At 70.4% G+C, this 24,414-nt stretch carries 24 protein-coding genes and 2 pseudogenes; 12 read left to right on the top strand and 14 right to left on the bottom strand.

Going from position 1 to position 24,414, the window contains the following annotated elements; translation table 11 throughout:
• Position 1: 1 nt before the first annotated feature.
• From ACRAWC_RS19670 to ACRAWC_RS19655, 4 genes are read left to right on the top strand one after another with little or no spacing between them, the layout of a single operon-like run.
• Positions 2-247, top strand: a complete 246-nt coding sequence (locus ACRAWC_RS19670; RefSeq protein WP_431349238.1) for an exodeoxyribonuclease VII small subunit — start codon at positions 2-4, stop codon at positions 245-247.
• Positions 244-927 (top strand): DUF4245 domain-containing protein, encoded by a 684-nt coding sequence (locus tag ACRAWC_RS19665; RefSeq protein WP_431349237.1) that lies wholly within the window; start codon positions 244-246, stop codon positions 925-927. The genes ACRAWC_RS19670 and ACRAWC_RS19665 overlap by 4 nt, the downstream gene beginning before the upstream one ends.
• A complete protein-coding gene (locus ACRAWC_RS19660; RefSeq protein ID WP_431349236.1) occupies positions 928-1,596 on the top strand; it encodes a carbonic anhydrase in 669 nt (222 codons plus the stop codon).
• Between the two features lie 31 nt (positions 1,597-1,627).
• Entirely contained in the window at positions 1,628-3,034 is a 1,407-nt protein-coding gene (locus ACRAWC_RS19655; RefSeq protein ID WP_431349235.1) for a class II fumarate hydratase, read from the top strand.
• Between the two features lie 85 nt (positions 3,035-3,119).
• On the opposite strand, the gene ACRAWC_RS19650 is transcribed toward ACRAWC_RS19655, so the two are convergent.
• From ACRAWC_RS19650 to ACRAWC_RS19635, 4 genes and pseudogenes are all read right to left on the bottom strand, one after another.
• On the bottom strand, positions 3,120-3,698 hold the full coding sequence (locus ACRAWC_RS19650; RefSeq protein ID WP_431349234.1) for a prepilin peptidase: 579 nt from the start codon (positions 3,696-3,698) through the stop codon (positions 3,120-3,122).
• 138 nt (positions 3,699-3,836) lie between these two features.
• Positions 3,837-5,186, bottom strand: coding sequence for a PhoH family protein (locus tag ACRAWC_RS19645; protein WP_431349488.1), 1,350 nt, complete (start codon positions 5,184-5,186; stop codon positions 3,837-3,839).
• A gap of 208 nt (positions 5,187-5,394) precedes the next feature.
• Positions 5,395-6,513 (bottom strand): aminotransferase class V-fold PLP-dependent enzyme, encoded by a 1,119-nt coding sequence (locus ACRAWC_RS19640; RefSeq protein ID WP_431349233.1) that lies wholly within the window; start codon positions 6,511-6,513, stop codon positions 5,395-5,397.
• Between the two features lie 123 nt (positions 6,514-6,636).
• Positions 6,637-7,430 (bottom strand): annotated as a pseudogene (locus ACRAWC_RS19635) (isoprenyl transferase).
• Between the two features lie 72 nt (positions 7,431-7,502).
• Between ACRAWC_RS19635 and trhA the strand changes: the two are divergent.
• Positions 7,503-8,306, top strand: a complete 804-nt coding sequence (trhA, locus tag ACRAWC_RS19630; RefSeq protein ID WP_431349232.1) for a PAQR family membrane homeostasis protein TrhA — start codon at positions 7,503-7,505, stop codon at positions 8,304-8,306.
• 42 nt (positions 8,307-8,348) lie between these two features.
• Here the strand turns inward: trhA and ACRAWC_RS19625 are convergent, their stop codons facing one another.
• Entirely contained in the window at positions 8,349-8,612 is a 264-nt protein-coding gene (locus tag ACRAWC_RS19625; protein ID WP_431349487.1) for a hypothetical protein, read from the bottom strand.
• Positions 8,613-8,794: 182 nt separating this feature from the next.
• Here ACRAWC_RS19625 and ACRAWC_RS19620 point away from each other — a divergent pair, with 182 nt between their 5' ends.
• Together ACRAWC_RS19620 and greA are read left to right on the top strand one after the other, a co-directional pair.
• Positions 8,795-9,211 (top strand): DUF4307 domain-containing protein, encoded by a 417-nt coding sequence (locus tag ACRAWC_RS19620; RefSeq protein WP_431349231.1) that lies wholly within the window; start codon positions 8,795-8,797, stop codon positions 9,209-9,211.
• Positions 9,212-9,320: 109 nt separating this feature from the next.
• Complete coding sequence (greA, locus tag ACRAWC_RS19615) at positions 9,321-9,812, top strand: transcription elongation factor GreA (RefSeq protein WP_431349230.1); 492 nt, start codon at positions 9,321-9,323, stop codon at positions 9,810-9,812.
• Positions 9,813-9,882: 70 nt separating this feature from the next.
• Here the strand turns inward: greA and ilvA are convergent, their stop codons facing one another.
• The 6 genes and pseudogenes from ilvA to ACRAWC_RS19585 form a co-directional block, all read right to left on the bottom strand.
• Positions 9,883-11,151, bottom strand: coding sequence for a threonine ammonia-lyase (gene ilvA, locus ACRAWC_RS19610; RefSeq protein WP_431349229.1), 1,269 nt, complete (start codon positions 11,149-11,151; stop codon positions 9,883-9,885).
• Positions 11,152-11,195: 44 nt separating this feature from the next.
• Complete coding sequence (locus ACRAWC_RS19605; protein ID WP_431349228.1) at positions 11,196-12,440, bottom strand: AI-2E family transporter; 1,245 nt, start codon at positions 12,438-12,440, stop codon at positions 11,196-11,198.
• Between the two features lie 777 nt (positions 12,441-13,217).
• Positions 13,218-14,285: pseudogene (locus tag ACRAWC_RS19600) on the bottom strand (ABC transporter ATP-binding protein); the annotation flags it as partial.
• Positions 14,282-15,109 carry an ABC transporter permease gene (locus ACRAWC_RS19595; protein WP_431349227.1) on the bottom strand — a complete coding sequence of 276 codons (828 nt, stop codon included), beginning with the start codon at positions 15,107-15,109 and terminating at the stop codon, positions 14,282-14,284. The gene ACRAWC_RS19595 and the pseudogene ACRAWC_RS19600, both read right to left, overlap by 4 nt.
• A complete protein-coding gene (locus ACRAWC_RS19590; RefSeq protein WP_431349226.1) occupies positions 15,106-16,083 on the bottom strand; it encodes an ABC transporter permease in 978 nt (325 codons plus the stop codon). Before ACRAWC_RS19590 ends, ACRAWC_RS19595 begins: the two co-directional genes overlap by 4 nt.
• Positions 16,062-17,216: an ABC transporter substrate-binding protein gene (locus tag ACRAWC_RS19585; RefSeq protein ID WP_431349225.1), complete on the bottom strand. Its 1,155-nt coding sequence runs from the start codon at positions 17,214-17,216 to the stop codon at positions 16,062-16,064. Before ACRAWC_RS19585 ends, ACRAWC_RS19590 begins: the two co-directional genes overlap by 22 nt.
• Before the next feature lie 125 nt (positions 17,217-17,341).
• Here ACRAWC_RS19585 and ACRAWC_RS19580 point away from each other — a divergent pair, with 125 nt between their 5' ends.
• Both ACRAWC_RS19580 and ACRAWC_RS19575 read left to right on the top strand, forming a co-directional pair.
• Positions 17,342-18,592, top strand: coding sequence for a winged helix-turn-helix domain-containing protein (locus tag ACRAWC_RS19580; RefSeq protein ID WP_431349224.1), 1,251 nt, complete (start codon positions 17,342-17,344; stop codon positions 18,590-18,592).
• A 45-nt stretch (positions 18,593-18,637) separates the two neighbouring features.
• Positions 18,638-19,066, top strand: coding sequence for a hypothetical protein (locus ACRAWC_RS19575; protein WP_431349223.1), 429 nt, complete (start codon positions 18,638-18,640; stop codon positions 19,064-19,066).
• Between the two features lie 156 nt (positions 19,067-19,222).
• On the opposite strand, the gene ACRAWC_RS19570 is transcribed toward ACRAWC_RS19575, so the two are convergent.
• Both ACRAWC_RS19570 and ACRAWC_RS19565 read right to left on the bottom strand, forming a co-directional pair.
• On the bottom strand, positions 19,223-20,113 hold the full coding sequence (locus ACRAWC_RS19570; protein ID WP_431349222.1) for a M48 family metalloprotease: 891 nt from the start codon (positions 20,111-20,113) through the stop codon (positions 19,223-19,225).
• 7 nt (positions 20,114-20,120) lie between these two features.
• Entirely contained in the window at positions 20,121-20,687 is a 567-nt protein-coding gene (locus tag ACRAWC_RS19565; protein ID WP_055915096.1) for a LemA family protein, read from the bottom strand.
• A gap of 152 nt (positions 20,688-20,839) precedes the next feature.
• Between ACRAWC_RS19565 and ACRAWC_RS19560 the strand changes: the two genes are divergently transcribed.
• Genes ACRAWC_RS19560 through ACRAWC_RS19550 form a run of 3 tightly spaced genes read left to right on the top strand, consistent with a single transcriptional unit; the run spans position 20,840 to position 23,042 of the window.
• On the top strand, positions 20,840-21,475 hold the full coding sequence (locus ACRAWC_RS19560; protein WP_431349221.1) for a TetR family transcriptional regulator: 636 nt from the start codon (positions 20,840-20,842) through the stop codon (positions 21,473-21,475).
• A gap of 8 nt (positions 21,476-21,483) precedes the next feature.
• Entirely contained in the window at positions 21,484-22,311 is an 828-nt protein-coding gene (locus ACRAWC_RS19555; protein ID WP_431349220.1) for an ABC transporter ATP-binding protein, read from the top strand.
• Entirely contained in the window at positions 22,308-23,042 is a 735-nt protein-coding gene (locus ACRAWC_RS19550; protein WP_431349219.1) for an ABC transporter permease, read from the top strand. The genes ACRAWC_RS19555 and ACRAWC_RS19550 overlap by 4 nt, the downstream gene beginning before the upstream one ends.
• A 73-nt stretch (positions 23,043-23,115) precedes the next feature.
• Here the strand turns inward: ACRAWC_RS19550 and ACRAWC_RS19545 are convergent, their stop codons facing one another.
• The gene (locus ACRAWC_RS19545; protein WP_431349218.1) at positions 23,116-24,411 is read right to left on the bottom strand and encodes a D-arabinono-1,4-lactone oxidase; all 1,296 of its coding nucleotides are present in this window, start codon (positions 24,409-24,411) and stop codon (positions 23,116-23,118) included.
• Positions 24,412-24,414 lie beyond the last annotated feature (3 nt).

Below are 24,414 nucleotides of genomic sequence, written 5' to 3'. Positions count from 1 at the left end.
AATGGACACCATGCCCACCTCGGAGATCAGCGCGCTCAGCTACGAGGAGGCGCGCGACGAGCTCGTCCGCGTCGTCACCGAGCTCGAGCAGGGCTCCGCCACGCTGGAGGAGTCCATCGCGCTGTGGGAGCGCGGCGAGGCGCTCGCCCGCCACTGCGAGGAATGGCTGATCGGCGCGAAGGCCCGGCTCGACGCCGCCCGCGCCGGCGCCGGGGCGGGCGCACGGAGCGTGTCAGAAACCGAATGAGCCCCAAGTCCCGCACCAGCGCTGCGAAGCCGCCTGCCGTCGTCGCCGAGCTCGGCCGCCCGGAGACGCCGGAGGAGACGGCCGCGCGCAAGGCGCAGAACTCCGCGAACCACCGCAACCGGCAGACCGTCAACAACCTCGTCTACTCGCTGATCGCGACGGTCGCGCTGGTCGCCGTCATCGTCCTGATCGTCCCGCGCGGCAATCCGACCTCCTCGGCGCCCGCCGTCGACTACGCCGCCGTCGCTCAGCAGGCGCAGGGCAGCGAGCCCGACCGGCTCGTCGTGCCCGGGCTCCCTTCGGGCTGGTCCTCCAACAGCGCCGAGCTGCGCACGAAGACCGCCGACGGTGTGGACGCCTGGTACATCGGGCTGCTGACGCCGAAAGGCCAGTACATCGGCATCACCCAAGGTTTCAACGCCAACGACAGCTGGGTCGCCGACCAGGTGAACCGCACCCGCATCGCCGGCACCCGGGAGATCGACGGCGCGAAGTGGGACGTCTACGACAACCGCGCCTCCTCCGATGCCGGCAACGTGAGGTACGCCCTCGTGACGAGCGCCGGAAAGAGCACCGTGGTCGTGTTCGGCACAGCCGACGACGCCGAGTTCACCACCGTCGCCTCATCCCTCACCGACCAGCTCCACTCCCTCGGCTCACCCACCCCAGGAGGAAAGTAAATGCCCACGACACGTCCCGGCCGCGTATGGAACGAACTGCTGGCAGGCAACGAGCGCTTCGTCACCGGAGCACCCCAGCACCCCCGTCAGGACGTCGAGCGGCGGGAGACCGTGGCGCAGGGCCAGCACCCCGTCGCGGCGATCTTCGGCTGCGCCGACTCGCGCCTCGCGGCCGAGATCATCTTCGACCTCGGTCTGGGCGACGCCTTCGTGGTCCGCAACGCCGGCCAGGTCGCCTCCGACTCCGCGATCGCCTCGCTGGAGTACGCGGTCGCCGTGCTGAACGTGCCGCTCATCCTTGTGCTCGGCCACGACGCCTGCGGCGCGGTCGCCTCCGCCATCGCCTCCCAGGCCGACGGCGCGGACCCGCTGCCGCCGCACATCGCGCAGCTCATCGCGCCGATCGTGCCCGCGGTCCACCGGGTCTCCGGCACCACGCCCGGCCAGGCCGTCGTGCCCGCCGACGTCGACGCGGCCGAGGTCGGCCGCCTGCACCTGCGCGACACCGTCGCAGAGATTCTCGCGCGATCGGAGATCATCAGCGACGCCGTCGCCGCCAATCTCCTCGCCATCGTCGGAGCGAACTACGTGCTCCAGGAAGGTCGGGTCGTCCCCGACGCCGTCGTCGGTCTGGCCGAACCGGCCGCCGACCCAACACCCGCGCGCTGACGCGTCCGGGCCCAGAAAGGAAGAACACACCGTGGTGGACACGCAGGCGGGCACCGAGTACCGCATCGAGCACGACACGATGGGCGAGGTGCGGGTCCCCGCAGCCGCCCTGTACGGCGCGCAGACGCAGCGCGCGGTCGAGAACTTCCCGATCTCGGGATCGGTTCTCGAGCCGGCTCAGATCGCCGCGCTCGCCCGCATCAAGAAGTCGGCGGCGCTCGCCAACGCGCGGCTCGGCGTCCTCGACGCGGACGTGGCCGAGGCCATCGCCGCCGCCGCGGACGAGGTGGTCTCCGGCGCGCACAACGGGGACTTCCCGATCGACGTCTACCAGACGGGCTCCGGCACCTCCTCGAACATGAACATGAACGAGGTGCTGGCGACGCTCGCCTCCCGCCGACTCGGCCGCCCGGTGCACCCGAACGACCACGTCAACGCGTCGCAGTCGTCCAACGACGTCTTCCCGACCTCGGTGCACATCGCCGTCACCGGCGCGCTCATCGACGATCTGATCCCGGCGCTCGACCACCTCGCAGTCGCGCTGGAGGAGAAGGCCGAGCTGTGGGCGACCGCGGTCAAGTCCGGCCGCACGCACCTCATGGACGCCACCCCGGTCACGCTCGGCCAGGAGTTCGGCGGCTATGCCGCGCAGATCCGCTACGGCATCGAGCGCGTCCAGGCCGCGCTGACCCGCGTGGCGGAGGTCCCGCTCGGGGGCACGGCCGTCGGCACCGGCATCAACACCCCGATCGGCTTCCCGCAGCTCGTGATCGAGCTGCTTACCGCCGAGACCGAGCTGCCGATCACCGAGGCGCGCAACCACTTCGAGGCCCAGGCCAACCGCGACGGCCTGGTGGAGGCCTCCGGCGCGCTCCGCACGATCGCCGTCAGCCTGACCAAGATCTGCAACGACCTGCGCTGGATGGGCTCCGGCCCGAACACCGGCCTCGGCGAGTTGCACATCCCCGATCTGCAGCCGGGCTCCTCGATCATGCCGGGCAAGGTCAACCCGGTCATCCCGGAGGCCGTGCTCATGGTCGCCGCCCGGGTCGTCGGCAACGACGCCACCATCGCCTGGAGCGGCGCGTCCGGCCTGTTCGAGCTGAACGTCGCCATCCCGGTCATGGGCACGGCGCTGCTGGAGTCGATCCGCCTGCTCACCCAGGCCAGCCGGGTGCTCGCGGACAAGACCATCACGGGACTGGAGGCCAACCTCGACCGCGCCCGCGCGTTCGCGGAGTCGAGCCCGTCGATCGTGACCCCGCTCAACCGGGTGATCGGCTACGAGGCCGCCGCCAAGGTCGCCAAGCATGCCGTCGCCCAGGGCATGACCGTGCGGGAGGCCGTGATCGACCTCGGCTTCGTCGAGCGCGGCGAGATCACCGAGGAGCAGCTCGACTCGGCCCTCGACGTGCTGAGCATGACCCACCCCGGCTGATCCGGACGAGTCCGCTCGCGAACCGTTCGATCGAGGCGCCCCTCCCGCACCGGCGGAAGGGGCGCCTCGCCGTCTCGCGCAGTGGTCAGCCCAGTAGCACGAATCCCCAGAACGTCCCCAACAGCACCGGCCCGAAGGGCAGCTCCGCCGGGAGCCGCCCACCGCCACCTCCGGGCGCTCCTCCATGGCCCCGCCCCCGCAAGGCCGCAGACGCCACCACCGCGCCGGCCACGAACGACACGACCACCCAGCACCCGACGAGCGCAACGACCTCCCCGAGCGGCGGCCCGCGCTCTGCCGCCACGGCCCCGAGCGCCCCGGCCAGCACCGCCGCGAGCTTCACATCGCCCATGCCGAGCCCACCGCCGGACGCCAGCACCGCGAACCCGACGAGTGCGCCGGCACCGCACGCGAGCACCGCGCCAACCACGAGCCAGCCCCCGGAGCCGAACGAGCTCCACACGGCCCCCACGGCCACGAACGCCGCCCCTGGCAGCACCAGAGCGTCCGGCAGCCGCAGCTCGCGCAGGTCGTACTGGACCAGCGCCGGCGTGACGGCCGCGAGATAGAGCGCTCCGATCGCGGCCGGCCCGAGGTGACCTGCCCCCAGCAGGGCGACACTCAGGCCGGCCGCGACAACGATCCGGATCGTCTTCTCCACCATGCCCTCACGCTAGGTGTCGCGACATGGCCTTCTCACGATTCCACAGAGAATACGAGAATCCCGAAATTCTCCCCAGCAGGCCCGGTTCTTTCGCCTGCCGGCTCACCTTCTGCCGCCTCACCCGGCGCCGGCCTCCACTCAGGCCAGCTCGTTGCCCTCCAGCATCTCCGTGACCAGCGCCGCGATGGCCGACCGCTCCGAACGGGTCAGCGTGATGTGCGCGAACAGCGGGTGGCCCTTCAGCGTCTCGATGACCGACGCGACGCCGTCGTGCCGGCCGACCCGCAGGTTGTCGCGCTGGGCGACGTCGTGGGTCAGCACCACGCGCGAGTTCTGCCCGACGCGGCTGAGCACCGTCAGGAGCACGTTCCGTTCCAGGGACTGCGCCTCGTCCACGATCACGAACGCGTCGTGCAGCGAGCGGCCGCGGATGTGCGTGAGCGGCAGCACCTCGAGGATGCCGCGGTCCAGCACCTCGTCCAGCACGTTCTGCGACACTAGCGCGCCCAGCGTGTCGAACACCGCCTGGCCCCAGGGATTCATCTTCTCTCCCTGGTCGCCCGGCAGGTAGCCCAGCTCCTGGCCGCCCACTGCGTAGAGCGGCCGGAACACCATGATCTTCTTGTGCTGCTGCCGCTCCAGCACGGCCTCCAGCCCCGCGCAGAGCGCGAGCGCCGACTTGCCGGTGCCGGCCCGTCCGCCGAGCGACAGGATCCCCACCTCGGGGTCGAGCAGGAGGTCGATCGCCAGCCGCTGCTCCGCCGAGCGGCCGTGCAGCCCGAAGACGTCGCGGTCGCCGCGCACCAGTTTCACCTCACCGTCGGCGACCACACGCGCGAGCGCCGAGCCGCGGTCCGAGTGCACGATGAGGCCCGTGTTGACCGGGAGTCCGTCCACGAGCGGCGTGCGCATCCACTCCTCCTCGTAGAGCGAGCTCATCTTTTCGCTGCCGAGCGAGATCTCCGCCAGCCCCGTCCACCCGCTGTCCACGACCTGCTCGTGCCGGTACTCCTCCGCCGCCAGACCGATCGAAGACGCCTTGACGCGCATCGGGAGGTCCTTGGAGACGACGGTGACCGAGAGCCCGTCGTTCGCGAGGTTCATCGCCACGGCGAGGATGCGCGAGTCGTTGTCGCCGAGCTGCATGCCGCTCGGCAGCACCGACATGTTGGAGTGGTTCAGCTCCACGCGGAGCGAGCCGCCGTCCCCCACCGGGATCGGGAAGTCGAGCCGTTCGTGCTGGACCCGCAGGTCGTCCAGATTGCGCAGCGCCTGCCGCGCGAAGTACCCGATCTCGGGATCGTTGCGTTTCCCCTCCAGCTCGCTCACGACGACGACAGGGATGACGACAGCATGTTCGGCGAACCGGAAGATCGCCTTGGGGTCGGACAGCAGCACCGAGGTGTCGAGCACATACGTGCGCTCGCTCTGCCGGATGGTGCTGGATGCCGACTCGAACTGCCGGGTTCCTGATTCAGCCACGACCACTCCCACCCCGCCGCTCCGCTTGCGCTGGAGCCGGCGGATCATTGGCGAGCCGGCCATTGGGTCTCGAAACGAACTTATGTGGCCGTCTCGATCGGGCGCCGTGCCCGATGAGTCGAACGTACGCCGGACGGCCGACACCGGACGCTCAGACCGGGGCGTGTCGTGTTTCGTTCAGCCGATCTTCACCCCCAGTTATGGGAGGCGCGGATCAGGCGACCGAGGCGTACGAGGTGAGGGCGGCGCGCAGCATCTCCAGGGTCTCCCCGGTGGTGCCGGCGTGCACGCTGAGCCGCACGCTCGTGGTCCGCACCTTGGCCGACACGCCATGGTTGAAGAGGGAGGCCGCCAGCACGGTGAGCCGCTCGGGCTGCGGCTCCAGCACGACGATCCCCGCCCGCTCGGCGGCGTTGCGGGAGGAGGTCACCGGCACCGCGAACTCGTCGGCGAGGTCGATGACGCGTTCGACGAGGTCGGAGATCGCAGCGGAGATCTCCGCGACGCCGACCGCGGCGACCTCCTCCAGCGCCGCGGCCAAGCGCGCCTCGGCGACCAGATCGGGGTTCGACACAGTGAAGGCCGCCACGCCCTTCGCCGGCTCGAGCACCTCGTCCCAGCGCTCGCCTGCGCCGGTGCCGACCCAGCCGCTGAACACGGGCGTCAGGTGCTCGATCGCGCGCTCGCTGAGGGCGAGGAAGCCGGTCCCCCAGCCCGCTCTGGTCCACTTCTGGCCGCCGGAGACGACGACGTCGGCGACCTCGTAGGGGGCGTCGACCACGCCGAAGCCCTGGATGGCGTCCACGATGAGGAGGCGGTCCCCGATCACTTGGCGGATGCCGTCGATGTCCGCGAGGTAGCCGGTGCGGGAGTCGACCAGGCTCACCATCACCGCGCTCGTGGAGTCGGTGAGTTGGTCCTTTATCTCGGCGGGCGTCACCCGGCCGTGGTCGGTCTCCAGCCACACCGGCGTCACGACGCGCATAGCCTGCGCCGCGCGCACGGCGGCGTACGTCACGCTCGGGAATTCGGCGGCCGAGAGCAGCACGTCGCCGCCGGTGAGGCCGAACGCGGCGTGCATGAGCCCACTCGAGGCGTTCGGCTGGAACGCGATCTGCCCCGCCGGGAAGCCGGTCAGCGCGGAGATCGCCTCACCGACGCGGTCGGTCTCGGCGTTCATCCGCTCGACGGTGCCGAAGCGCGCCTTGGCGAGCGCCTCGTACTGTCCCAGCGTCTCGGCGCGCACCGCTGCGGACAGCGGCCCGACGCGCCCGTAGTCCAGATACCCCGGCTCCTCACCGAACCCCGCCGCGAACTCTTCGATCGTCGTCATCGTGACCTCCGGGGACAATCCTGCCGTCGCACGCGCCGAGTACGCGAATTCTCTGCGTACTCGGGCGTTTTCAGCCGATTTCGCGCGTACTCGACCGGTCGGCGGGTCGGCGGCGGCGCGGGGTCAGGAGCCGTAGCGGCGGTGGCGGCGGGAGAAGTCGCGCATGGCGCGGAGGAAGTCGACCTCGCGGAGGTCGGGGCCGAGCGCCTCCACGAAGTAGAACTCGCTGTGCGCGCTCTGCCAGAGCATGAAGTCGCTCAGCCGCTGCTCGCCGGAGGTGCGGATGACGAGGTCGGGGTCGGGCTGGCCTCCCGTGTAGAGGTGCTCGCCGATGAGGTCGGGGGTGAGGAGGTCGGCCAGCGTCTCCAGGCTGCCGCCCTCCGCCGAGTGCGCGGCGACGATGCTGCGCATGGCGTCCGTGATCTCCTTGCGGCCGCCGTAGCCGACCGCGAGGTTGATGTGCAGGCCCTTCTTGTCGGCGGTGCGCTTCTCGGCGTCGGCCAGCGCGGTCACGAGCGACTCCGGGAGGCCGGCCGTCGAGCCGACGTGCTTGACCCGCCAGTCGCGGTAGCGGAGAGGTCGTCGGCGAGCTCGGCGATGATCTCGATCAGGTCGGAGAGCTCGGAGTCCGGCCGGTTGGTCAGGTTGTCCGACGAGAGCAGGTAGAGCGTCACCACCTCGATCCCGAGGTCGTCGCACCACTCCAGGAACTCGCGCATCTTCGCGGCGCCCGCCCGGTGTCCGTGCGCGACGGTCGTCATCCCGACCTGGCGCGCCCACCGCCGGTTGCCGTCGATGATCATCGCGACGTGTCGTGGCAGAGACTCCGGGCCGAGACCGGCGATGTCCCTGCGCAGCCGCTTCTGGTACAGGCCGTAGAGCAACCCGTTGGCCGTCTCGGAACTGCGTCTGCTCACGCCCTTACGTTAGCGCCCCCCGACCCGCCCGGTTCCCAGCATCCGACCACCGGTCTCCCCTACTCTTGCTCCATGACGCCGCGAAACGCCCCCGAACCCGAGGACGTCGCCGAGCTCCTCGCCGAGCCGGTCGCCGACCTGCAGCCTGCCGACGCCGCGGTCAAGGCGGACGAGTCTCGCGGCCCGCAGCTGCCGAACATTCCGCTGCTGGACGCCTCCCCGGCCCAGCCGGCCGAGCTCAAGCCGACCTGGCGCGGATGGATCCATGCCGGGACGTTCCCGGCGACCATCGCCGGCGGCATCGTGCTGATCTCCCTCGCGCACGGCGCCCCGGCCAAGTGGGCCTCGGCCGTATTCATGGTGACCTCGATGCTGCTGTTCGGCAACTCGGCGCTCTACCACCGCTTCAACTGGCGTCCCCGCACGAAGGTCGTGCTCAAGCGCATCGACCACGCCAACATCTTCCTGCTCATCGCCGGCACGTACACCCCGCTCGCCGTGCTCGCGCTGCCGCCGCAGAAGGGCATCCTGCTGCTCTGCATCGTGTGGGGTGGCGCGCTGCTCGGCATCGGCTTCCGGGTGTTTTGGATCAACGCGCCGCGCTGGCTGTACGTGCCCATCTACCTGCTGCTCGGCTGGGCGGCGATGATGTACATCGTCGACCTGTTGAACGCGAACGTGGCGATGATGGTGCTGGTCTGCGTGGGCGGCGTGTTCTACACGATCGGCGCGGTCATCTACGGCATCAAGAAGCCGAACCCCTTCCCCGGGGTGTTCGGGTTCCATGAGATCTTCCACACCCTGACAGTGCTGGCGTTCCTCTGCCATTGGACTGCGACGCTGCTGATCGCGATGCACCCCGCCTACAACGGCTGACGCCGGGCGCCCATAACGACTGACGCCGTCCGAGCCCGATGCTCAGCCCCGGGATTCGCCGTCCGCGTCGTCCTGCTGCTCCGCCTTCTCGGCGTCCAGCTTCTGCGCGATCTCGTCGCGGTACCGCACCCGGCGGATGCGCCGCGTCATGTCGAGGATCAGCAGCACCGCCGCGACCGCGATCAGGAACGTGACGGTGAACCCGACGACGCCCGGCGTCACCGCGTCGTCGCTCGGGCCGGAGGTCGGCGACGGCGTCGGGGTCGCAGCCAGCCAGACGCCCGCCTTCAGCAGCAGGTCCCCCATCACACGGCCTCCACGGACACGGCGGACAGGTCGTTCTGGCGCATGGCGGACTTCGCTTTCGGATCACGGGGTTCAGGAGCCGCGAAGCGCGATTCACAGCTTCGTCTCCTAGTCTTGACACAGCCTACCGTCGCCCCGACGGCGGGCCTGAACGAAGCCCCTGAGAGGCGGACGGCGATTACATGGCACGCGTGACCGAGGCGCCGTCCGAGACCCTCGAATCCCGCTACGGCCGCACCCCGAAGCGCCGACGCCGCGACCGCTGGCTGCTGATCGGCGGGGCGCTCGGCGTCCTCGCTGTGGTGACCGCCTGGGTGTTTTGGGCCGGCTGGGACAACAACCAGGCCGACCTGGAGGCCACCGACACCGCCTACGTGATCCCCGACGCCCACCATGTGCGGATCACCTTCACCATCAACGCGCAACCCGGCACCGGAGTCACCTGCGCGCTGCAGGCGCTCAACGACGATTACGCGATCGTGGGCTGGCGCATCGTCAGCTATCCCGGCTCCGGCTCCCGCGTGACGACGCACACCGAGACGATCCGGACCATCCAGCAGAGCAACACGGGTTTGATTAACACCTGCTGGCTGACCTAACATTCTCTGGATACGCCCCGGCCGAGGCCGGGGCGTCTACTTTACCCACCGGTTCCGGCCGGCCATCAGCCGAAGCGGCGCATGCCGTGCAGGCGCGAAGGAGTTCATCATGTCCCAGGAGTCTCAGGTCACCTTTCTGACCCAGGACGCGTACGACCGTCTCTCGGCCGAACTCGAGGAGCTCAGCGTCAACGGCCGTAACGAGATCGCGAAGCGCATCGAGGCGGCCCGCGAGGAGGGCGATCTCAAGGAGAACGGCGGCTACCACGCCGCCAAGGACGAGCAGGGCAAGATCGAGGCGCGCATCGTGCAGCTCACCAACCTGCTGCGCAGCGCCACGGTCGGCGAGGCGCCGGAGAGCCACGGCGTCGTGGAGCCCGGCACTGTGATCACCGCGACCATCGCGGGCGATGAGAGCGTCTTCCTGATCGGCAACCGCGAGATCGCGGCCGGCACCGAGCTGCAGGTCTACAGCGAGCAGAGCCCGCTCGGCGCGGCGATCCTCGGCCTCAAGGTCGGGGACACGACCGAGTACACCGCCCCCAACGGCCGCCAGATCCCCGTCGAGATCTCCAAGGTCGAGACCTACACGGGCCAGTAACCCGCGAGTACGCCAGAATTCCACCGAGAACCGTCGAGTGCGCAGACAATCTGCGGACTCGGCGGTTTTCTCATTCCTCTTCGAGGACGGGGTCGTAGCCGGCGGAGCGGAGCACCTTGATGACCTGCTGGCGGTGCTCGGTGCCGCGCGTCTCCACCGAGACGACGAGCTCGACCTGGCTGAGCTGGAGACCGTTGCCGTGCCGCGTGTGCAGCACCTCCACCACGTTGGCGTTGACCCCGGCGAGGATCTCGGCGATGCGGGCGAGCTGCCCCGGCCGGTCGGGGAGCATGATCGAGAGCCGCAGGTAACGGTCGGAGGCCGCCAGACCGTGGGCGATGACGCGCTGCATGAGCAGAGGGTCGATATTGCCGCCGGAGAGGATCGCGACGACCGGTCCTGCTGCGTCAGGCGCCGGGATGAGTCCCGCGAGGATCGCCGCCACGCCGACCGCGCCGGCCGGCTCGACCACGAGCTTCGCGCGCTCCAGCAGCACCAGCAGCGCGCGGGCGATGTCGTCCTCGGTGACCGTGACCACGGCGTCCACGGCGTCCCGGATGATCTCGAAGTTGAGCGCGCCCGGCCTGCTGACCGCGATGCCGTCGGCGATGGTCGCGACGAGCCCGATCTCCGTCGGCTCACCCGCGGCGAGCGACGCCGGGTAGGCGGCCGCGTTGGCCGCCTGCACGCCGATCACCCGCACGGTGCGTCCCTCGCGCGCGGCGCGCTGCTTGACCGCGCTCGCGACGCCGGAGATGAGTCCGCCGCCGCCGATCGGCACGACGATCGTCTGGACATCGGGGACGTCGTCGAGGATCTCGAGGCCGAGGGTGCCCTGCCCGGCGATCACGTCCCGGTGGTCGAACGGCGGGATGAGCACCGCGCCGGTCTCGGCGGCGAAGTCGGCGGCAGCGCGGAGCGTCTCGTCCACGATGCTGCCGCTGAGCACGACATCCGCGCCGTACGCGCGCGTCGCCTGGAACTTGGGGATGGCCACGCCCACCGGCATGAAGATCGTCGCGTGGATGCCGAGCTCGCGCGCGGCGAAGGCGACGCCCTGCGCGTGGTTGCCCGCGGAGGCGGCGACGACGCCGCGCGCCCGCTCCTCGGCGTTCAGCTTGGAGAGCCGGTTGTAGGCGCCGCGGATCTTGTACGACCCGGTGCGCTGCAGGTTCTCGCACTTGAGGATGACCGGGGCGCCGAGCACATCGGTGAGGTACCGCGAGGTCTCGAGCGGCGTGGGCTGGGCGACCCGGGCCACGATCGCGCGCGCGGCCTCGATCTCGTCCAGGCCGGGGCCGGCGAACGGGGTGCGCGTCGGATCGGTCGCGGTATCCACTCGCATAGCCTACTCGTGGTCGTATACCGCTGAATGTATGCGACCTACGTCCGCGGCGCCCGCCGGGGCCGCGGCACGGTCTCCCAGATCGCGCCCTCCGGAGCGGTGGTGGCTTCCGGCGGCCGCGATCGCCAGACGTCCGATGACACGTAGTGCACCATCACGTTGAGCACCGCGACGAACGGGACGGCGAACAGCGCCCCCGGGATCCCCGCCAGGAGCGAGCCCGCCGCGACCGCGAGTACGACCGCGAGCGGATGCACCTTCACCGCGGTGCCCATGATCAGCGGCTGGAGGACGTGCCCCTCGATCTGCTGCACGAGCAGCACGACGGCGAGCATGATGAGCGCGAAGACCCAGCCCTTGAAGACGAGCGCGACGAAGACGGCGAGCGCGCCCGTGAGCACCGCGCCGACGATCGGGATGAACGACCCGAGGAACACCAGCACGGCGATCGGCAGCACCAGCGGAAGGCCGAGGAAGAACGCGCCGAGGCCGATCCCCAGCGCGTCGATGGAGGCCACGAGCACCTGCACCTTCGCGAAGTTGCGGAGTGTCAGCCAGCCCGCCTGTCCCGCGCCGTCGACGGCTGCGCGCGCGTTCTTCGGGAAGATCCGCACGATCCAGCCCCAGATGCTGCGGCCGTCGATGAGGATGAACAGCACGCTGAACACGGTCAGCAGCGCGCCGGTGAGCACGTGGCCCAGCGTGGAGCCGATGGAGAGCGCGCCGGAGATGTAGACCTGGCTGTCCTGCTGGAGCGACGACCAGAGCGACTGGAAGGCGCCGTCGATCTGCGCCGCGGTGAGGCCGAGCGGCCCGGTCGTCAGCCAGCTCCGGAACTGGCCGAACGCCGCCACCGACTGCGTCTGGAGGTCGCGGCTCTCCCGGGTGACCTGCCAGATCGCCAGGTAGAACAGGCCGCCGACCACCACGATCAGTGTCAGCAGCGTGGCGACGATCGCCAGCCAGCGCGGCCAGCGGTGGCGGCCCAGGAAGTCTTTGAACGGCACCAGCAGCGCGGCGAGGAGCACTGCGACCAGCACCGGGATGACGATCAGGCGGAGCTGGACGATCAGGAACACCACGACCGCGATGACGGCGCCGATGACGAGCAGCCGCCACGACCAGGCCCCGGCCAGGCGCACGCCGCGCGGCAGCGACGCCTCGATCGGGACGGCCTCCCCCACCATCGACTCCGCGCGCGCCTTGATATCGTGGCGGCGCCTCGGGAAGCGCGCCCTGGCCGGCGGGACGGACGGGCTCTGGGGAGCGTCGCTCTCTGCCATGCCCGCCAGTCTAGGGGCGCGTTCCCGCGTTTCCTGAAGGATCGCTCAGGAACGCCGTCAGGGCTCGAACACGAACGGCGGATGCTCGATGGAGGTCGAGAACCACTGCCAGCCGGGCCCGGAGGACGTCTGCTGGATGGAGGCGTAGGTCACCTGTCCCGGCGGGACGTTGCTGAGGCCCACCGAGACCGAGACGTTGCCGTTCACGGTCTTCACGCCCGCGCCGGTCACGGTGCCCGCGCCCGCGTAGCCTCCGACGGTGAGCGACACGGGGCCGCTGGTGGCGATGAGGAACTCGATGACGTAGCTCGCGACCGCCGTCGCTCCGTACGCTCCCGGATCGAAGTGGACCGAGACTCCCGGACCGCCGGACGGGACCTGCCGGAAGCTGAACGACGCGTACGGTGTCCCGGTCGTGTCGGTCTGCAGGATGTCCGACGCGATCAGCGTCAGGTTGGTGCGGCCTTTGCCGACCGTGTGCGTCGGGCTGATGGTGTCGATGGGGAAGAAGAAGGGCGGCCAGTGCAGGATGTCGCCCGGTCGGATCCGAGTGAGCACGTCGCTCGGCGAGAGGGTCTTCACGAAGGTTGAGGGGTCGATGGCGTCTGAGTATTCGGCGTCCGCCCCCGGGACGATGCCAGACATGAGGATTACTCTACTGACGCCGCCCCGCGTGCGCGACCGTGCCTCCACGGATCCTGACGGGCACGCAACACGCCCGTACAACCGCGTTTCAGGGCGTTTGCTGCCCTTCGGCGGAGGTGAGGTCAGGTCAGGCTGCGGGAGTGACGGTGAGGGGGTGTGCGAGAGGGCGACGTGGATGCGGTCGCCGGGCGCCGGGAGGTCGCGGGCGCCGTGCTGCACGGCGAGCTCCGACCCGTCGGCGAGCCGCACCCGGGTGCGTCGCAGCGCGCCCAGGAAGCTGGTCGTCAGCACCTCGGCGGGGATGCCGTCGCCGGCCAGCAGGAGGTCCTCCGGCCGCACGAAGGCCGTGACCGGGCCGTCCGGCGCGGGCGACGCCAGCGGCGGGGTCGTCCCGAGAACGTGCAGCACGCCGCCGGCGACCGTGCCGGGAACGCGGTTGGTCAGCCCCACGAACTCCGCGACGAACGCGGTCGCCGGCCGGTGGTACAGCTCCTCCGGCGTCCCGATCTGCTCGATGGCGCCCGCCCGCATCACGGCGACCCGGTCGGCCACGGCCAACGCCTCCTCCTGATCGTGCGTCACGAAGAAGGTCGTGATCCCGAGCTCGGTCTGGATGCGGCGGATCTCCTCGCGGAGCTGCACGCGCACCTTCGCGTCGAGCGCCGAGAGCGGCTCGTCCAGCAGGAGGACGCGCGGCTCGGTCACCAGCGCCCGGGCGAGCGCCACGCGCTGCTGCTGCCCGCCGGAGAGCTGGTGGGCGTAGCGCTCGGCGTGGTGGTCGAGCCCGACCAGGTCGAGCGCCTCGGCCGCGCGGCGCCGACGCTCGCCGGAGCCGACCTTGCGCATCCGCAGCCCGAACTCCACGTTCTGGCCGGAGGTGAGGTGCGGGAACAGCGAGTACGACTGGAAGACCATCCCGAGGTCGCGGCGGTTCGTCGGCTCGTCGGTGACATCCCGGCCGTCGATGAGCACGCGGCCGGAGTCGACGCGCTCCAGCCCGGCGAGCGCACGCAGCGCGGTGGTCTTGCCGCAGCCGGACGGCCCGAGCAGGGCGATGAACTCCCCCGGGCTCGCCGCCAGCGAGAACCCGGCGAGGCCGGCCCCGCCGCCGAAGTCGCGCACGACGCCGTCGAGCTCGACGGTGGAGCCGACACGGGATCCGACACGGGAGCCGGCGACGGTGGATTCGAGGACGGTCATAGGGTGCCTTTCACGGAACGCCGCGAGCGGCGGCGGGCGCCGACGACACGGTCGACGACGACGAGGAGGACGAACGCGAACACCAGCGCCAGCAGCGCGAAGATGACCGCGACGAACGGGTCGGACTGGGAGACCAGCAGCAGCGCGGTCTGCAGGTTCACCCGGCTCAGCAGGGAGGCGATCGTGAACTCGCCGAGCACGACCGCGATGGAGAGCGCGGAGGCCGCGAGGATGCCGCGCCGCAGGTTCGGCGTGAGCACCCGCCAGAAGACGGTGCCCCAGCCCGCGCCGAGCGATCTGGCCGCCTCGCTCAGCGTGACCATGTCGACGGCGGAGACATTGCTCTGGATGGCGCGGTACGCGTACGGGAGCACAGTGATGCCGTACGCGAACGCCAGCGTCCAGGTGCCCGATCCGACGATCGAGGTCACGACCGCGTAGGTCGGCGCCAGCCCCACCACCATCACGATCGCGGGGATCATGATCGGGAGCAGGCAGACGGCCTCCAGCAGGCGCCGCAGCGTCGGGAAGCGCAGCTCGACGAGCACGATCGTCGGCAGCAGCACCAGCAGCACGATCGCCACCGTCACGGCGGCGAGCACGAGCGAGTTGCCGAGCCCTTGATAGACGCGGTCGCAGCGGGTGGTCTCCCCGCCGAAGACCGCGATCCAGCGGTCGAAGCTGTACACCCCGGGCTTCGCGGTGCGCAGCGTGAACTCCAGCATCGAGAACAGCGGGATGAGGAAGAACGCACCGAGGACCACCCAGATCACGGTGCGGGCGACCGGGCCCGGCCCGAGCCGCAGCGGAGCGCCGCCGCTCACCGCTGCCACCGCGCAGTCCGGCGCACGAGCGCCGAGTAGGCGAGCATCACGACGACCATCACCAGGAGCATCCCGAGCGCCATCGAGCCGGCCAGGTTCGCGCGGCCGAGCACGGTCTCCGAGATGAGGGCCTGACGGATCTGCAGCGAGACGATGTTGTTGGCCTGGCCGACGAGCGCCGCCGCGGTCGCGTAGGACGAGAAGGCGTTGGCGAAGAGCAGCAGCAGGCTGCCGAGGAACGACGGCAGCAGGATGGGGCCGCCGACCCGTGTCCAGTAGGTCCAGCGCGTGCCGCCGAGCGTGGCGGTCGCCTCCAGCCACTGCGGGCGCAGCCCCTCCAGCGCGGGCAGGAAGGTGATGACCATGAGCGGGATCTGGAAGTAGAGGTACGGGAGGATCAGGCCGGGCACCGTGTAGAGCCACACGCCGTTCGCGTAGATGTTCAGGTGGAAGGCGTTGCGCAGCAGCACGGTCACGAGGCCCTGGGCGCCGATGGTCGCGATGAACGCGAACGCGAGCATCACACCGCCGAACTGGGCGAGCACGCTGCTGGCGGAGTCGACGAGCGAACGCGTGACGCCGCCCGGTCGGGAGGCCAGCATCGCGAAGCAGAGCGCGGCTCCAGCGATCGCGCCGACCACGGCAGTCACCGCGGACAGCCAGAACGCGCCGAAGAACGAGCCGGCGATGGCGGGTTCGGCGAGCCCGGTCAGGTTGGACCAGGTGAAGCGGCCCTCGCCGTCCACGAACCCGCTCCCCACCGCGACGAGGGTGGGCACGGCGAGGAAGACCACGACGTAGAGGGCGAACGGGGTGAGGCCGAGCGCGGCGGCGAGACCGCGACGCCGGCGGACCCGCCCGGGAGCGGCCGCCGACGGCGGCTGCCGCCGGGAACCGCTCGAGGCGATCCCGGCGGCAGTGTCGACCGCGGGTGCGGCGATGGTCTCGGTCATCAGCCGACCGCGTTGGCCCACTTGGCGTTGAGGAGGGCGCCGGCGTCGGTGGCCTGCTTGTCCGTCATCACGGCCACCTTGTCGAGCTTGCCCGGGAACTCCTTGGCGTCCAGGGTCCCGGCCTTCTCCATCGCGTCCACGCGGGCCGGGTAGGCGCCGCCCTTCAGCCAGGCGTTCTGCGCGGCGTCGCTATAGAGGTACTCCTCCCAGAGGCGTGCGGCCGCCGGGTGCGGGGCGTCCTTGTTGATGGCCTGGTTGTAGTAGCCGACGTACGCGGTGCCCGGAAGGACGGTGTACTTCCAGTTCACGCCGCCCGACTTGATGGTGTCGGAGGTCGCGTAGCCCTTCTGGTTGAACGACCAGTCGAGCAGGACCGGGGTCTCGCCGGAGGCGATGGTGTTCGGCTTGCCGTCGGCGGCGTTCCAGTTGCCAGCGGCCTTCAGCTTCGTGAACCAGTCGATGCCCGGGGTCAGGTCGTCCAGCGTGCCGCCGTTCTGCAGGTCGGCGTAGGCGACCGCGCCGGCCGCGGCGGCCGCCTGGGTCGGGTTGCCGTTGAGCGCGACGGCGCCCTTGAACTCGGGCTTCAGCAGATCGGAGAACGACTTCGGCGCGGACTTGATCTTGTTCGCGTCGTAGCCGACGGACATGACACCGTAGTAGCCGACCTTCCAGAGGCCGTTCTTGTCCTTCTGCGCGGCCGGGATGTCGTTGAAGCCGGTCGGCTTGTACGGGGCGAAGTACTGCGTGTTCGCCAGCGCCACCGACGAGCCGATGTCGAAGGTGTCCGGAGCGGTGTCCTGGCCCTTCAGCTTCTTGGCGGCGTCGATCTCCTCCTGGCTGGAGGCGCTGTCCTGGCTCGGGTTGATCGTGATGCCGTACTTCTTGGTGAAGCCGTCGAAGATCTCCTGGTAATTGGCCCAGTCGCCGGGCGTCGCGATGATGTTGAGGCTGCCCTCCTTCTTCGCGGCCGCCACCAGGGCGGACATGCCGCCCGCGGAGGCGACGTCGGTGGCCGAGGCGGCCGAGGTGCCGGCGGCGGTGCTGCCGGCATCGGTGCTGCTGGCGTCGGCGCCGCCGGAGCAGGCGGCGAGCGAGAGAGCCACGACGGTCGCCGCGGCGGTGAGTCCGGCGATGCGGGCGCGCGTGTTGATCACGGAATGTCCTCCAGGTCGGGTTGACGGCCGGGCTGTGCGACCCGGCTCCGTCGACACGCTAGGGAGGCCGGGATACGCGTGGGCCAGCGGGACGTGACCAGCGGGTGAACGAGGGGTGTCGGACCTTGCCGCTAAGGTCGACCCGTGGTCGAACAGCTCTCCCCGCCCTCGCGCGCCGCATCGCGCTCGCCGCCCAGGGCTTCGGGCGCCCGCGCCCGGCGGCGGTCGGTACGCGGCAGCTCAACGGGCTGATGGACAGGATCAACCTGCTGCAGATCGACTCGGTCAACGTGTTCGAGCGCAGCCACTACCTCCCCGCGTTCGCGCGGCTGGGAGCGTACGACCGCACCCTGCTCGACCGGCTGACCTTCGACGCGCGGGGACCGCACACCGAGTACTGGGCGCACGAGGCCGCGTTCGTGCGCAAGGAGGACTGGTCGCTGTTCGGCTGGCGCATGCGCCAGTACCGGGAGCGCTACGCCACCGGCAACGCCTGGTTCGCCGCGCACGAGACCACGCTGTCCTGGCTGCGCAGCGAGCTCGCCGCCAAGGGTCCGCTCGCCGCCAGCGAGATCGAGCACGACGCGAACCGGCGCTCCGGGCCGTGGTGGGGCTGGTCGGAGGTCAAGCGCGCCCTGGAGCGGATGTTCCTGTTCGGCGAGGTCGCCATCGCCGGACGCACGCGCTTCCAGCGCCGCTACGGGCTGGTGGAGGACGTCCTCCCTGCGAGCGTGCTCGACCGTACGGTCGCCGACGCCGACGCCATCCGCGAACTGATGCGCCGCTCGGCCGTCGCCCACGGCGTCGGGACGCTCCGCGACTTCGCCGACTACTACCGGCTGAAAGGCCCGGCCGTGGCGGTGGCGATGGAGGAGCTGGCCGACGCGGGCGAGGTCATCCCGGTGGAGGTGAAGGGCTGGACCGGAGCAGGCGACCGGCCCGTGAAGGCCTGGATGCACCGTGACGCGCGCAGGCCGCGCGGCATCGAGGCGGCCGCGCTGCTGTCGCCCTTCGACCCGGTCGTCTGGTTCCGCGACCGGGCGCTGCGGATGTTCGGCTTCCACTACCGCATCGAGATCTACACGCCCGCCCCGCAGCGCGTGTACGGCTACTACTCGCTGCCCATCCTGCTGGACGACGAGCTCGTCGGCCGCATCGACCTGAAGAGCGACCGGCAGGCCGGTGTGCTGCGGGTGCAGTCCGCGTGGACGGAGGCCGGCGACGGCGGCCGGGTGGCCGAGCGTCTGGTCCCGCTGCTCGGCGAGACAGCGGCCTGGCAGGGCCTCGGCGCCGTGGAGGTCGCCGAGGGGGCGCGGGGCGACCTCGCCCCCATGCTCGCCGCAGAGCTCGCCCTGGCCGCGCCCACGGCCTCCTGAGTTCGTCCTCGCGGCGACGCCGCGTGCGGGGGTAATGTGCGGGGCATGAGTTCACCGCTCGAGTACCTGGACGCCGACGGGGCCGATGAGGCCGACTACGAACAGCCCATGCGCGAGCTCTTCGCCTATCGCGACGGCGAACGCTGGCTCGACGGCATCGTGACCGGGGTCAAACGCGGAGCGGACGGCCGCGCGCACGTGCAGTTCGACAACCGGATGTGGGTGACGACCGACGACGTGCGGGATTCCAGCCATTACATCGCGGTGCTGCTGAACCCCGACTCCTCGGTCTACGCGGAGGTCATCACCGGCTACCGGGACGGTGCCCCCGCCGATCTCATCCGCGACATCGACGTGGTCGACGGCGCGAACAACGCCGGCACCGAGTGGCGCCCCCTCGACGAGCCCGCCGTCGGCACCCGCGTCCGTTACCGCTACACCGGCACCGCCGAACTGGAGGCCGCCGAGGCGTAGCCCCCCGAGCGCCCCACCCACCACATTCGTCACGAATGTCGCGAATGGCGCCGCCCAACCCCACATTCGTCACGAATGTCGCGAAGCCTCCAACGCAACATTCGGGACGAATGTCGCGAATGGCGCCGCGAAAGTGCGCATTCGGTGCGAATGTCGCTAGAAGGTGGAGCCCATCTTCTCGAGGCGGTCGACGCGCTCGGGGATGGGCGGGTGCGTCGAGAACAGCCGGCTCATCAGGCTGGGCTTGAGCGGCTCGGCGATCCACAGGTGCGCCATGCTGCTGTTCTGGCGGCGCATCGGCCGGCCGTAGTCCTGCAGCTTGAGCAGCGCGCTCGCGAGCGCATCCGGGTGCCGTGTGGTCATCGCCCCGGTGGCGTCGGCGAGGTACTCGCGCTGGCGCGACACCGCGAGTTGCACGAGCGTCGCCACCAGCGGTGCGATGATCGCGGCGATGAGCCCGAACACCAGCACGATCGGGTTGCCGCCCCCGCCATTGTTGTTGTTCCGGTTGTTGCCGCCGAAGAAGGCCATCCGCACGAAGATGTCGGCGATAAGCCCGATGGCGACGGTGAGGCCGAAGACGATCATGGAGAGCCGGATGTCGTAGTTGCGCACATGCCCGAGCTCATGGGCCATCACACCCTCCAGCTCGGCGTCGTTCATGATGTCGAGCAGGCCTGTGGTCGCGGCGACCGACGCGTGCTGCGGGTCGCGCCCGGTGGCGAACGCGTTGGGCGCCGGGTCGTTGATGATGTAGACCGCCGGCATGGGCGTGCCCGTCGTGATCGAGAGGTTCTCGACCACGTTCCAGAGCCGCGGATTGTCGGCCTTGGTGATCGGCACCGCCCCGGACATGCTCAGCGCCTGGCTGGAGGCCATGAAGTACTGGAACACGGTGTAGACGATCGCGCCGATCCCGACCCAGGCCAGGATCGCCCAGCTGTTGTAGATGACGGAGAACAGCCATCCGAGCGCACCGATCAGAATCAGGAACAGCAGGATGATGAAGACGGTGTTGCGCTTGTTCCTGGCGATTGCCCTGTACATCGACGCCCTAGAACTGGACGCGCGGCGGCTCGGCGATCGCCGCCAGGTTGTCGACCTCGAAGAATTCGCGCTCGCTGAAGCCGAGCCGGCGCGCGAACAGGTTGTTCGGGAAGACCTTGATCTTGGTGTTGAACTCGCGCACGCCGCCGTTGTAGAACCGGCGCGAGGCCTGGATCTTGTCCTCGGTGTCGACCAGGTCGGCCTGCAGGCGCAGGAAGTTCTGGCTCGCCTGGAGCTGCGGGTAGGCCTCCGCCACGGCGAAGATGCTCTTCAGCGCGGTCTGCATGTGCCCCTCGGCCACGGACGCCTCACCCGGCGTCTGCGCCGTCAGCGTCTCGGCGCGGGCCTTGGTGACCGACTCGAAGACGCCGCGCTCGTGCGCGGCGTAGCCCTTGACCGTCTCGATCAGATTGGGGATGAGATCGGCACGACGCTTCAGCTGCACCGTGATGTCGCTCCACGCCTCGTCCACCCGCACCTTGAGCGTGACGAGCGAGTTGTACGTGGCCCAGAAGTAGATTCCGATGATCGCGACGAGCACGACGACGATGATGACCGGAATGAGCCATTCCATTGCGGGAACTCCTAAGCGTGAATGCGCCGATCGACTGCGCTGAACAGCATCCTAACCGGCACGGATGCGCCTCCCACGGGCTTCCCATCACACTCGAAGCAACCGCAATGCGGATGGACAGGGCCCCCGGTCCGGGGTGCACAATGGCACACGTGAGTGAGGTCGCCGAACGCCGCAGGAGGGGCCGGCCGCGCAAGGAGCGCGGGGCGGCCTCCGCCCGTTCGGCGATCGTGCGGGCGGCGGCCGAGGAGTTCACCGAACGCGGTTATGAGGCGGCCTCGCTGCGCGCCGTCGCGCGGCGCGCGGGGGTCGACTCCGCGCTCGTGCACCACTACTTCGAGGACAAGGCCGACCTGTTCGCCGCCACCCTGGAGGCCCCGCTGCGGCCCGACCGGGTGCTGGACGTGGTGCTCGGCGCCCCGCGGGACGCGGTCGGCGAGACGCTCGTGCGCTACCTCCTGACCCAGCTCGAGGACGAGCGCGCGGCCGGGCGCATGGTGCTCATCCTCCGCACCGTCCTGAGCAGCGGGCCGGGGACCCGGATGCTGCGGGAGTTCCTGACCAGGGAGGTGTTCGCCCGACTGGCGGCGCTCAGCCACGGCGACGACGCCGAACTGCGCGCCGACCTGGCCGCCTCCCAGATCGTCGGCGTGCTGATGACCCGCTACGCCCTCAAGCTGGAGCCGATCGCGAGCGCCGGTCCGGACGAGCTCGCCCGGCGGGTGGGGCCGGTGATCCAGTGGCATCTGTTCGGGGATATTGACGGCGGTCGGGGTCCGGGCGAATAATTCATCACATGATGAATTCATCGCCGCCGGCCGGGCGCGACCTCGTGGACGACGCCGCCGTCGTCATCGACGGCCTGCGGGTGAAGCGGGGACGGACGATGGTGCTCGACGGGCTCGACCTCCACATCCCGCGCGGCCAGGTCGTCGGCCTGCTCGGGCCGAGCGGCTGCGGCAAGACGACACTCATGCGCTCCATCGTCGGCGTCCAGCGCGTCGCGGCCGGGCGTGTGGAGGTGCTCGGCCAACCGGCGGGGTCGCTCGCCCTGCGGCACCGCGTCGGCTACGTGACGCAGGCGGCGAGCGTCTACGACGATCTGACGGTGAAGCAGAACCTGACGTACTTCCGGAGCGTGCTCGGCGCAGGCAAGGCGGACGTCGACCGCGCCATCGAGGCGACCGACCTCGGCGCGAACGCCGGGCGGCTCGTCTCCACGCTCTCGGGAGGCGAGCGAAGCCGGGTCTCCCTCGCCGCGGCGCTGCTCGGCTCGCCCGACCTCCTGGTGCTGGACGAGCCGACCGTCGGCCTCGACCCGCTGCTGCGCGTGGAGCTGTGGACGCTGTTCCACCGGTTGGCTGACGGAGGCACCAGTCTCCTGATCTCCAGCCACGTCATGGACGAGGCGACCCGCTGCGACCGGCTGCTGCTGATGCGGGAGGGCGCCATCCTCGCCGACACCACCCCGGAGGAGCTGCTGGCCGAGACCGGCGCGCCGGATGCGGAGGGCGCGTTCCTGACGCTGCTGCGGCGGCACCATCCCCGGCACGCGCTGGGCGAGGGCGCGGAGGACGACACCGCCGACGTTTCCCACGACGAGGACGGGGAGGCCTCCCGATGAACCCCACCCGCACCCTCGCCACCGCCGGGCGCGTGCTCACGCAGATCCGGCACGACCCGCGCACGATCGGCCTGCTGGTGATCGTGCCGAGCCTCCTGATCGGCCTCGTGGCGTGGATCTTCACGGACACGCCCGTGTTCGCCACGATCGGCCCGGCCATCGTCGCGCTGTTCCCGTTCATCGTCATGTTCCTCGTGACGAGCATCACGACGCTGCGGGAACGCCGCACCGGCACCCTCGAACGGCTGCTGTCGATGCCGCTCGGCCGGGGAGACTTCATCCTCGGCTACACCCTGGCCTTCGGGCTGCTCGCGATCATCCAGTCCCTCGTCGCGGTCGGCTACGCCGTCTGGGTGTGCGGTCTGGAGATCAAGGGCGACCCCTGGCTCATGGTGGCGGTGGCCGTCACCGACGCCGTGCTCGGCAGCACGCTCGGCCTGTTCGCCAGCGCGTTCGCGCGCACCGAGTTCCAGGTCGTGCAGTTCATGCCGCTGATCGTGTTCCCGCAGATCCTGCTCGGCGGGATCTTCATCCCCCGCGATCAGCTTCCGGACGGCCTGCGCCAGATCAGCGACTGGCTGCCGCTCTCGCATGCGGTGGACGCGCTCAACGCCGTCTCCACGGACACGCACGACGCCGCATACATCGGCGGCCAGCTCCTCATCATCGGCGCGTTCGCCGTCGGCGCCGTCGTCGTCGGCGCCCTCACCCTCCAGCGCCGCACCCCCTGAGCGACCGCCGAGTACGCGAAAAGTCAGCCGAAGACCGCCGAGTACGCAGATGATTCGCGTACGCGGCGGTTGCCTACGGGCCGAGGACTCGGCGGAGGTAGGCGTTCTCGAAGCGGCGGCCGGGGTCGAGGCGGTCGCGTGCGGCGAGGAACTCGTCGAAGCGCGGGTACGCGGCGCGCAGCGAGCCGGCGTCGCGGTAGTGCAGCTTGCCCCAGTGCGGCCGGCCGTCGTGGGCGTTCATGATCTCCTCGACCGCGGTGAAGTACTCGGTCGGGTCCTCCCGGTAGTAGCGGTGCACCGCGATGTAGCCGCTGTCGCGCCCGTATGCCGTCGACAGCCAGTTGTCGTCGGCCGCCGCCGAGCGCACCTCGATCGGGAAGGAGATGCGCCAGCCCTTCCGCTCGATGAGCGCCTTCACCTCGGCGAGCGCGCCCGGAACCGCCTCCCGTGGGAGCGCGTACTCCATCTCCCGGAACCGCACCGTGCGGTTGGTCACGAAGACGCGCGCCGAGTGGTCGGTGAAGTCGCGGTTGCCGGTGAGCTTCTGGGCGAGCCGGCTGAACGGCGGGATGATGCCCGGCAGCACGGTCCCGACCGCGCAGACCCCGCGGTAGACGCCGTTGGCGAGGAGCTCGTCGTCCATCCAGCGGCCGGGCGCCGACAGCGGGGCGCGCGGCTCGGTGAGCGGCAGCCTGGTGTTCGTCTTGGTCAGGCCGGTCTCGGTGTGCGGGAACCAGTAGAACTCGAAGTGGTCCTCCCGGGCGGAGCGCTCCAGGTAGCTGTCGAGCACCTGCTGCAGGGGCTCGGGACGCTCGACCGCCTTCAGCAGATAGGCCGGAACGCACTGGAGGGTGACGTCGACGATCACCCCGAGCGCGCCGAGCCCGAGGCGCACGGCGGGCAGCAGGTCGGCGTTCTGCTCCTCGCTGACGGTGAGGAGCTCGCCGGAACCGGTGACGAGCGTGACCGCGACGATCTGGGTCGCCAGTCCGCCGAAGGAGCCGCCCGTGCCGTGCGTCCCCGTGGAGGTCGCGCCCGCGATGGTCTGCCGGTCGATGTCGCCCATGTTCTCCAGGGCCAGCCCGTAGGGCCGCAGCAGCCGCGGGAGCTGGTGGAGGTGCGTCCCCGCGGCCAGGCGCACCCGGCCGCGTTCGAGATCGACGTCGAGGACGCCGCTGACATCCTCCAGGTCGAGCAGTACGCCTGGGGCCGCCGCGATCCCGGTGAAGCTGTGCCCGGCGCCGACGGCCTTGACGCGCATCCCCTGCTTCGCCGCCGCCGCGACCGCCCGCTGCACGGCCTCCGCGTCGCGCGGCCGCTCGACGCGTTGCGGGCGGATGGACTCGGTGCGGCCCCAGTTTCGCCACACTCC

This window comes from Leifsonia sp. L25 (assembly GCF_050632895.1).
The sequence above is the reverse complement of the archived record's forward strand: the minus strand, read 5'-3'. Positions and strand labels throughout refer to the sequence as shown.

Bases quoted from the DNA above. Each gene is read 5' to 3' on its own strand.
- ACRAWC_RS19670 (WP_431349238.1), top strand. From the start codon at position 2: ATGGACACCATGCCCACCTCGGAGATCAGCGCGCTCAGCTACGAGGAG.
- ACRAWC_RS19665 (WP_431349237.1), top strand. From the start codon at position 244: ATGAGCCCCAAGTCCCGCACCAGCGCTGCGAAGCCGCCTGCCGTCGTC.
- ACRAWC_RS19660 (WP_431349236.1), top strand. From the start codon at position 928: ATGCCCACGACACGTCCCGGCCGCGTATGGAACGAACTGCTGGCAGGC.
- ACRAWC_RS19650 (WP_431349234.1), bottom strand. From the start codon at position 3,698: ATGGTGGAGAAGACGATCCGGATCGTTGTCGCGGCCGGCCTGAGTGTC.
- ACRAWC_RS19640 (WP_431349233.1), bottom strand. From the start codon at position 6,513: ATGACGACGATCGAAGAGTTCGCGGCGGGGTTCGGTGAGGAGCCGGGG.
- trhA (WP_431349232.1), top strand. From the start codon at position 7,503: ATGACGCCGCGAAACGCCCCCGAACCCGAGGACGTCGCCGAGCTCCTC.
- ACRAWC_RS19625 (WP_431349487.1), bottom strand. From the start codon at position 8,612: ATGGGGGACCTGCTGCTGAAGGCGGGCGTCTGGCTGGCTGCGACCCCG.
- ACRAWC_RS19620 (WP_431349231.1), top strand. From the start codon at position 8,795: ATGGCACGCGTGACCGAGGCGCCGTCCGAGACCCTCGAATCCCGCTAC.
- greA (WP_431349230.1), top strand. From the start codon at position 9,321: ATGTCCCAGGAGTCTCAGGTCACCTTTCTGACCCAGGACGCGTACGAC.
- ACRAWC_RS19605 (WP_431349228.1), bottom strand. From the start codon at position 12,440: ATGGCAGAGAGCGACGCTCCCCAGAGCCCGTCCGTCCCGCCGGCCAGG.
- ACRAWC_RS19575 (WP_431349223.1), top strand. From the start codon at position 18,638: ATGAGTTCACCGCTCGAGTACCTGGACGCCGACGGGGCCGATGAGGCC.
- ACRAWC_RS19570 (WP_431349222.1), bottom strand. From the start codon at position 20,113: ATGTACAGGGCAATCGCCAGGAACAAGCGCAACACCGTCTTCATCATC.
- ACRAWC_RS19565 (WP_055915096.1), bottom strand. From the start codon at position 20,687: ATGGAATGGCTCATTCCGGTCATCATCGTCGTCGTGCTCGTCGCGATC.
- ACRAWC_RS19555 (WP_431349220.1), top strand. From the start codon at position 21,484: ATGATGAATTCATCGCCGCCGGCCGGGCGCGACCTCGTGGACGACGCC.
- ACRAWC_RS19550 (WP_431349219.1), top strand. From the start codon at position 22,308: ATGAACCCCACCCGCACCCTCGCCACCGCCGGGCGCGTGCTCACGCAG.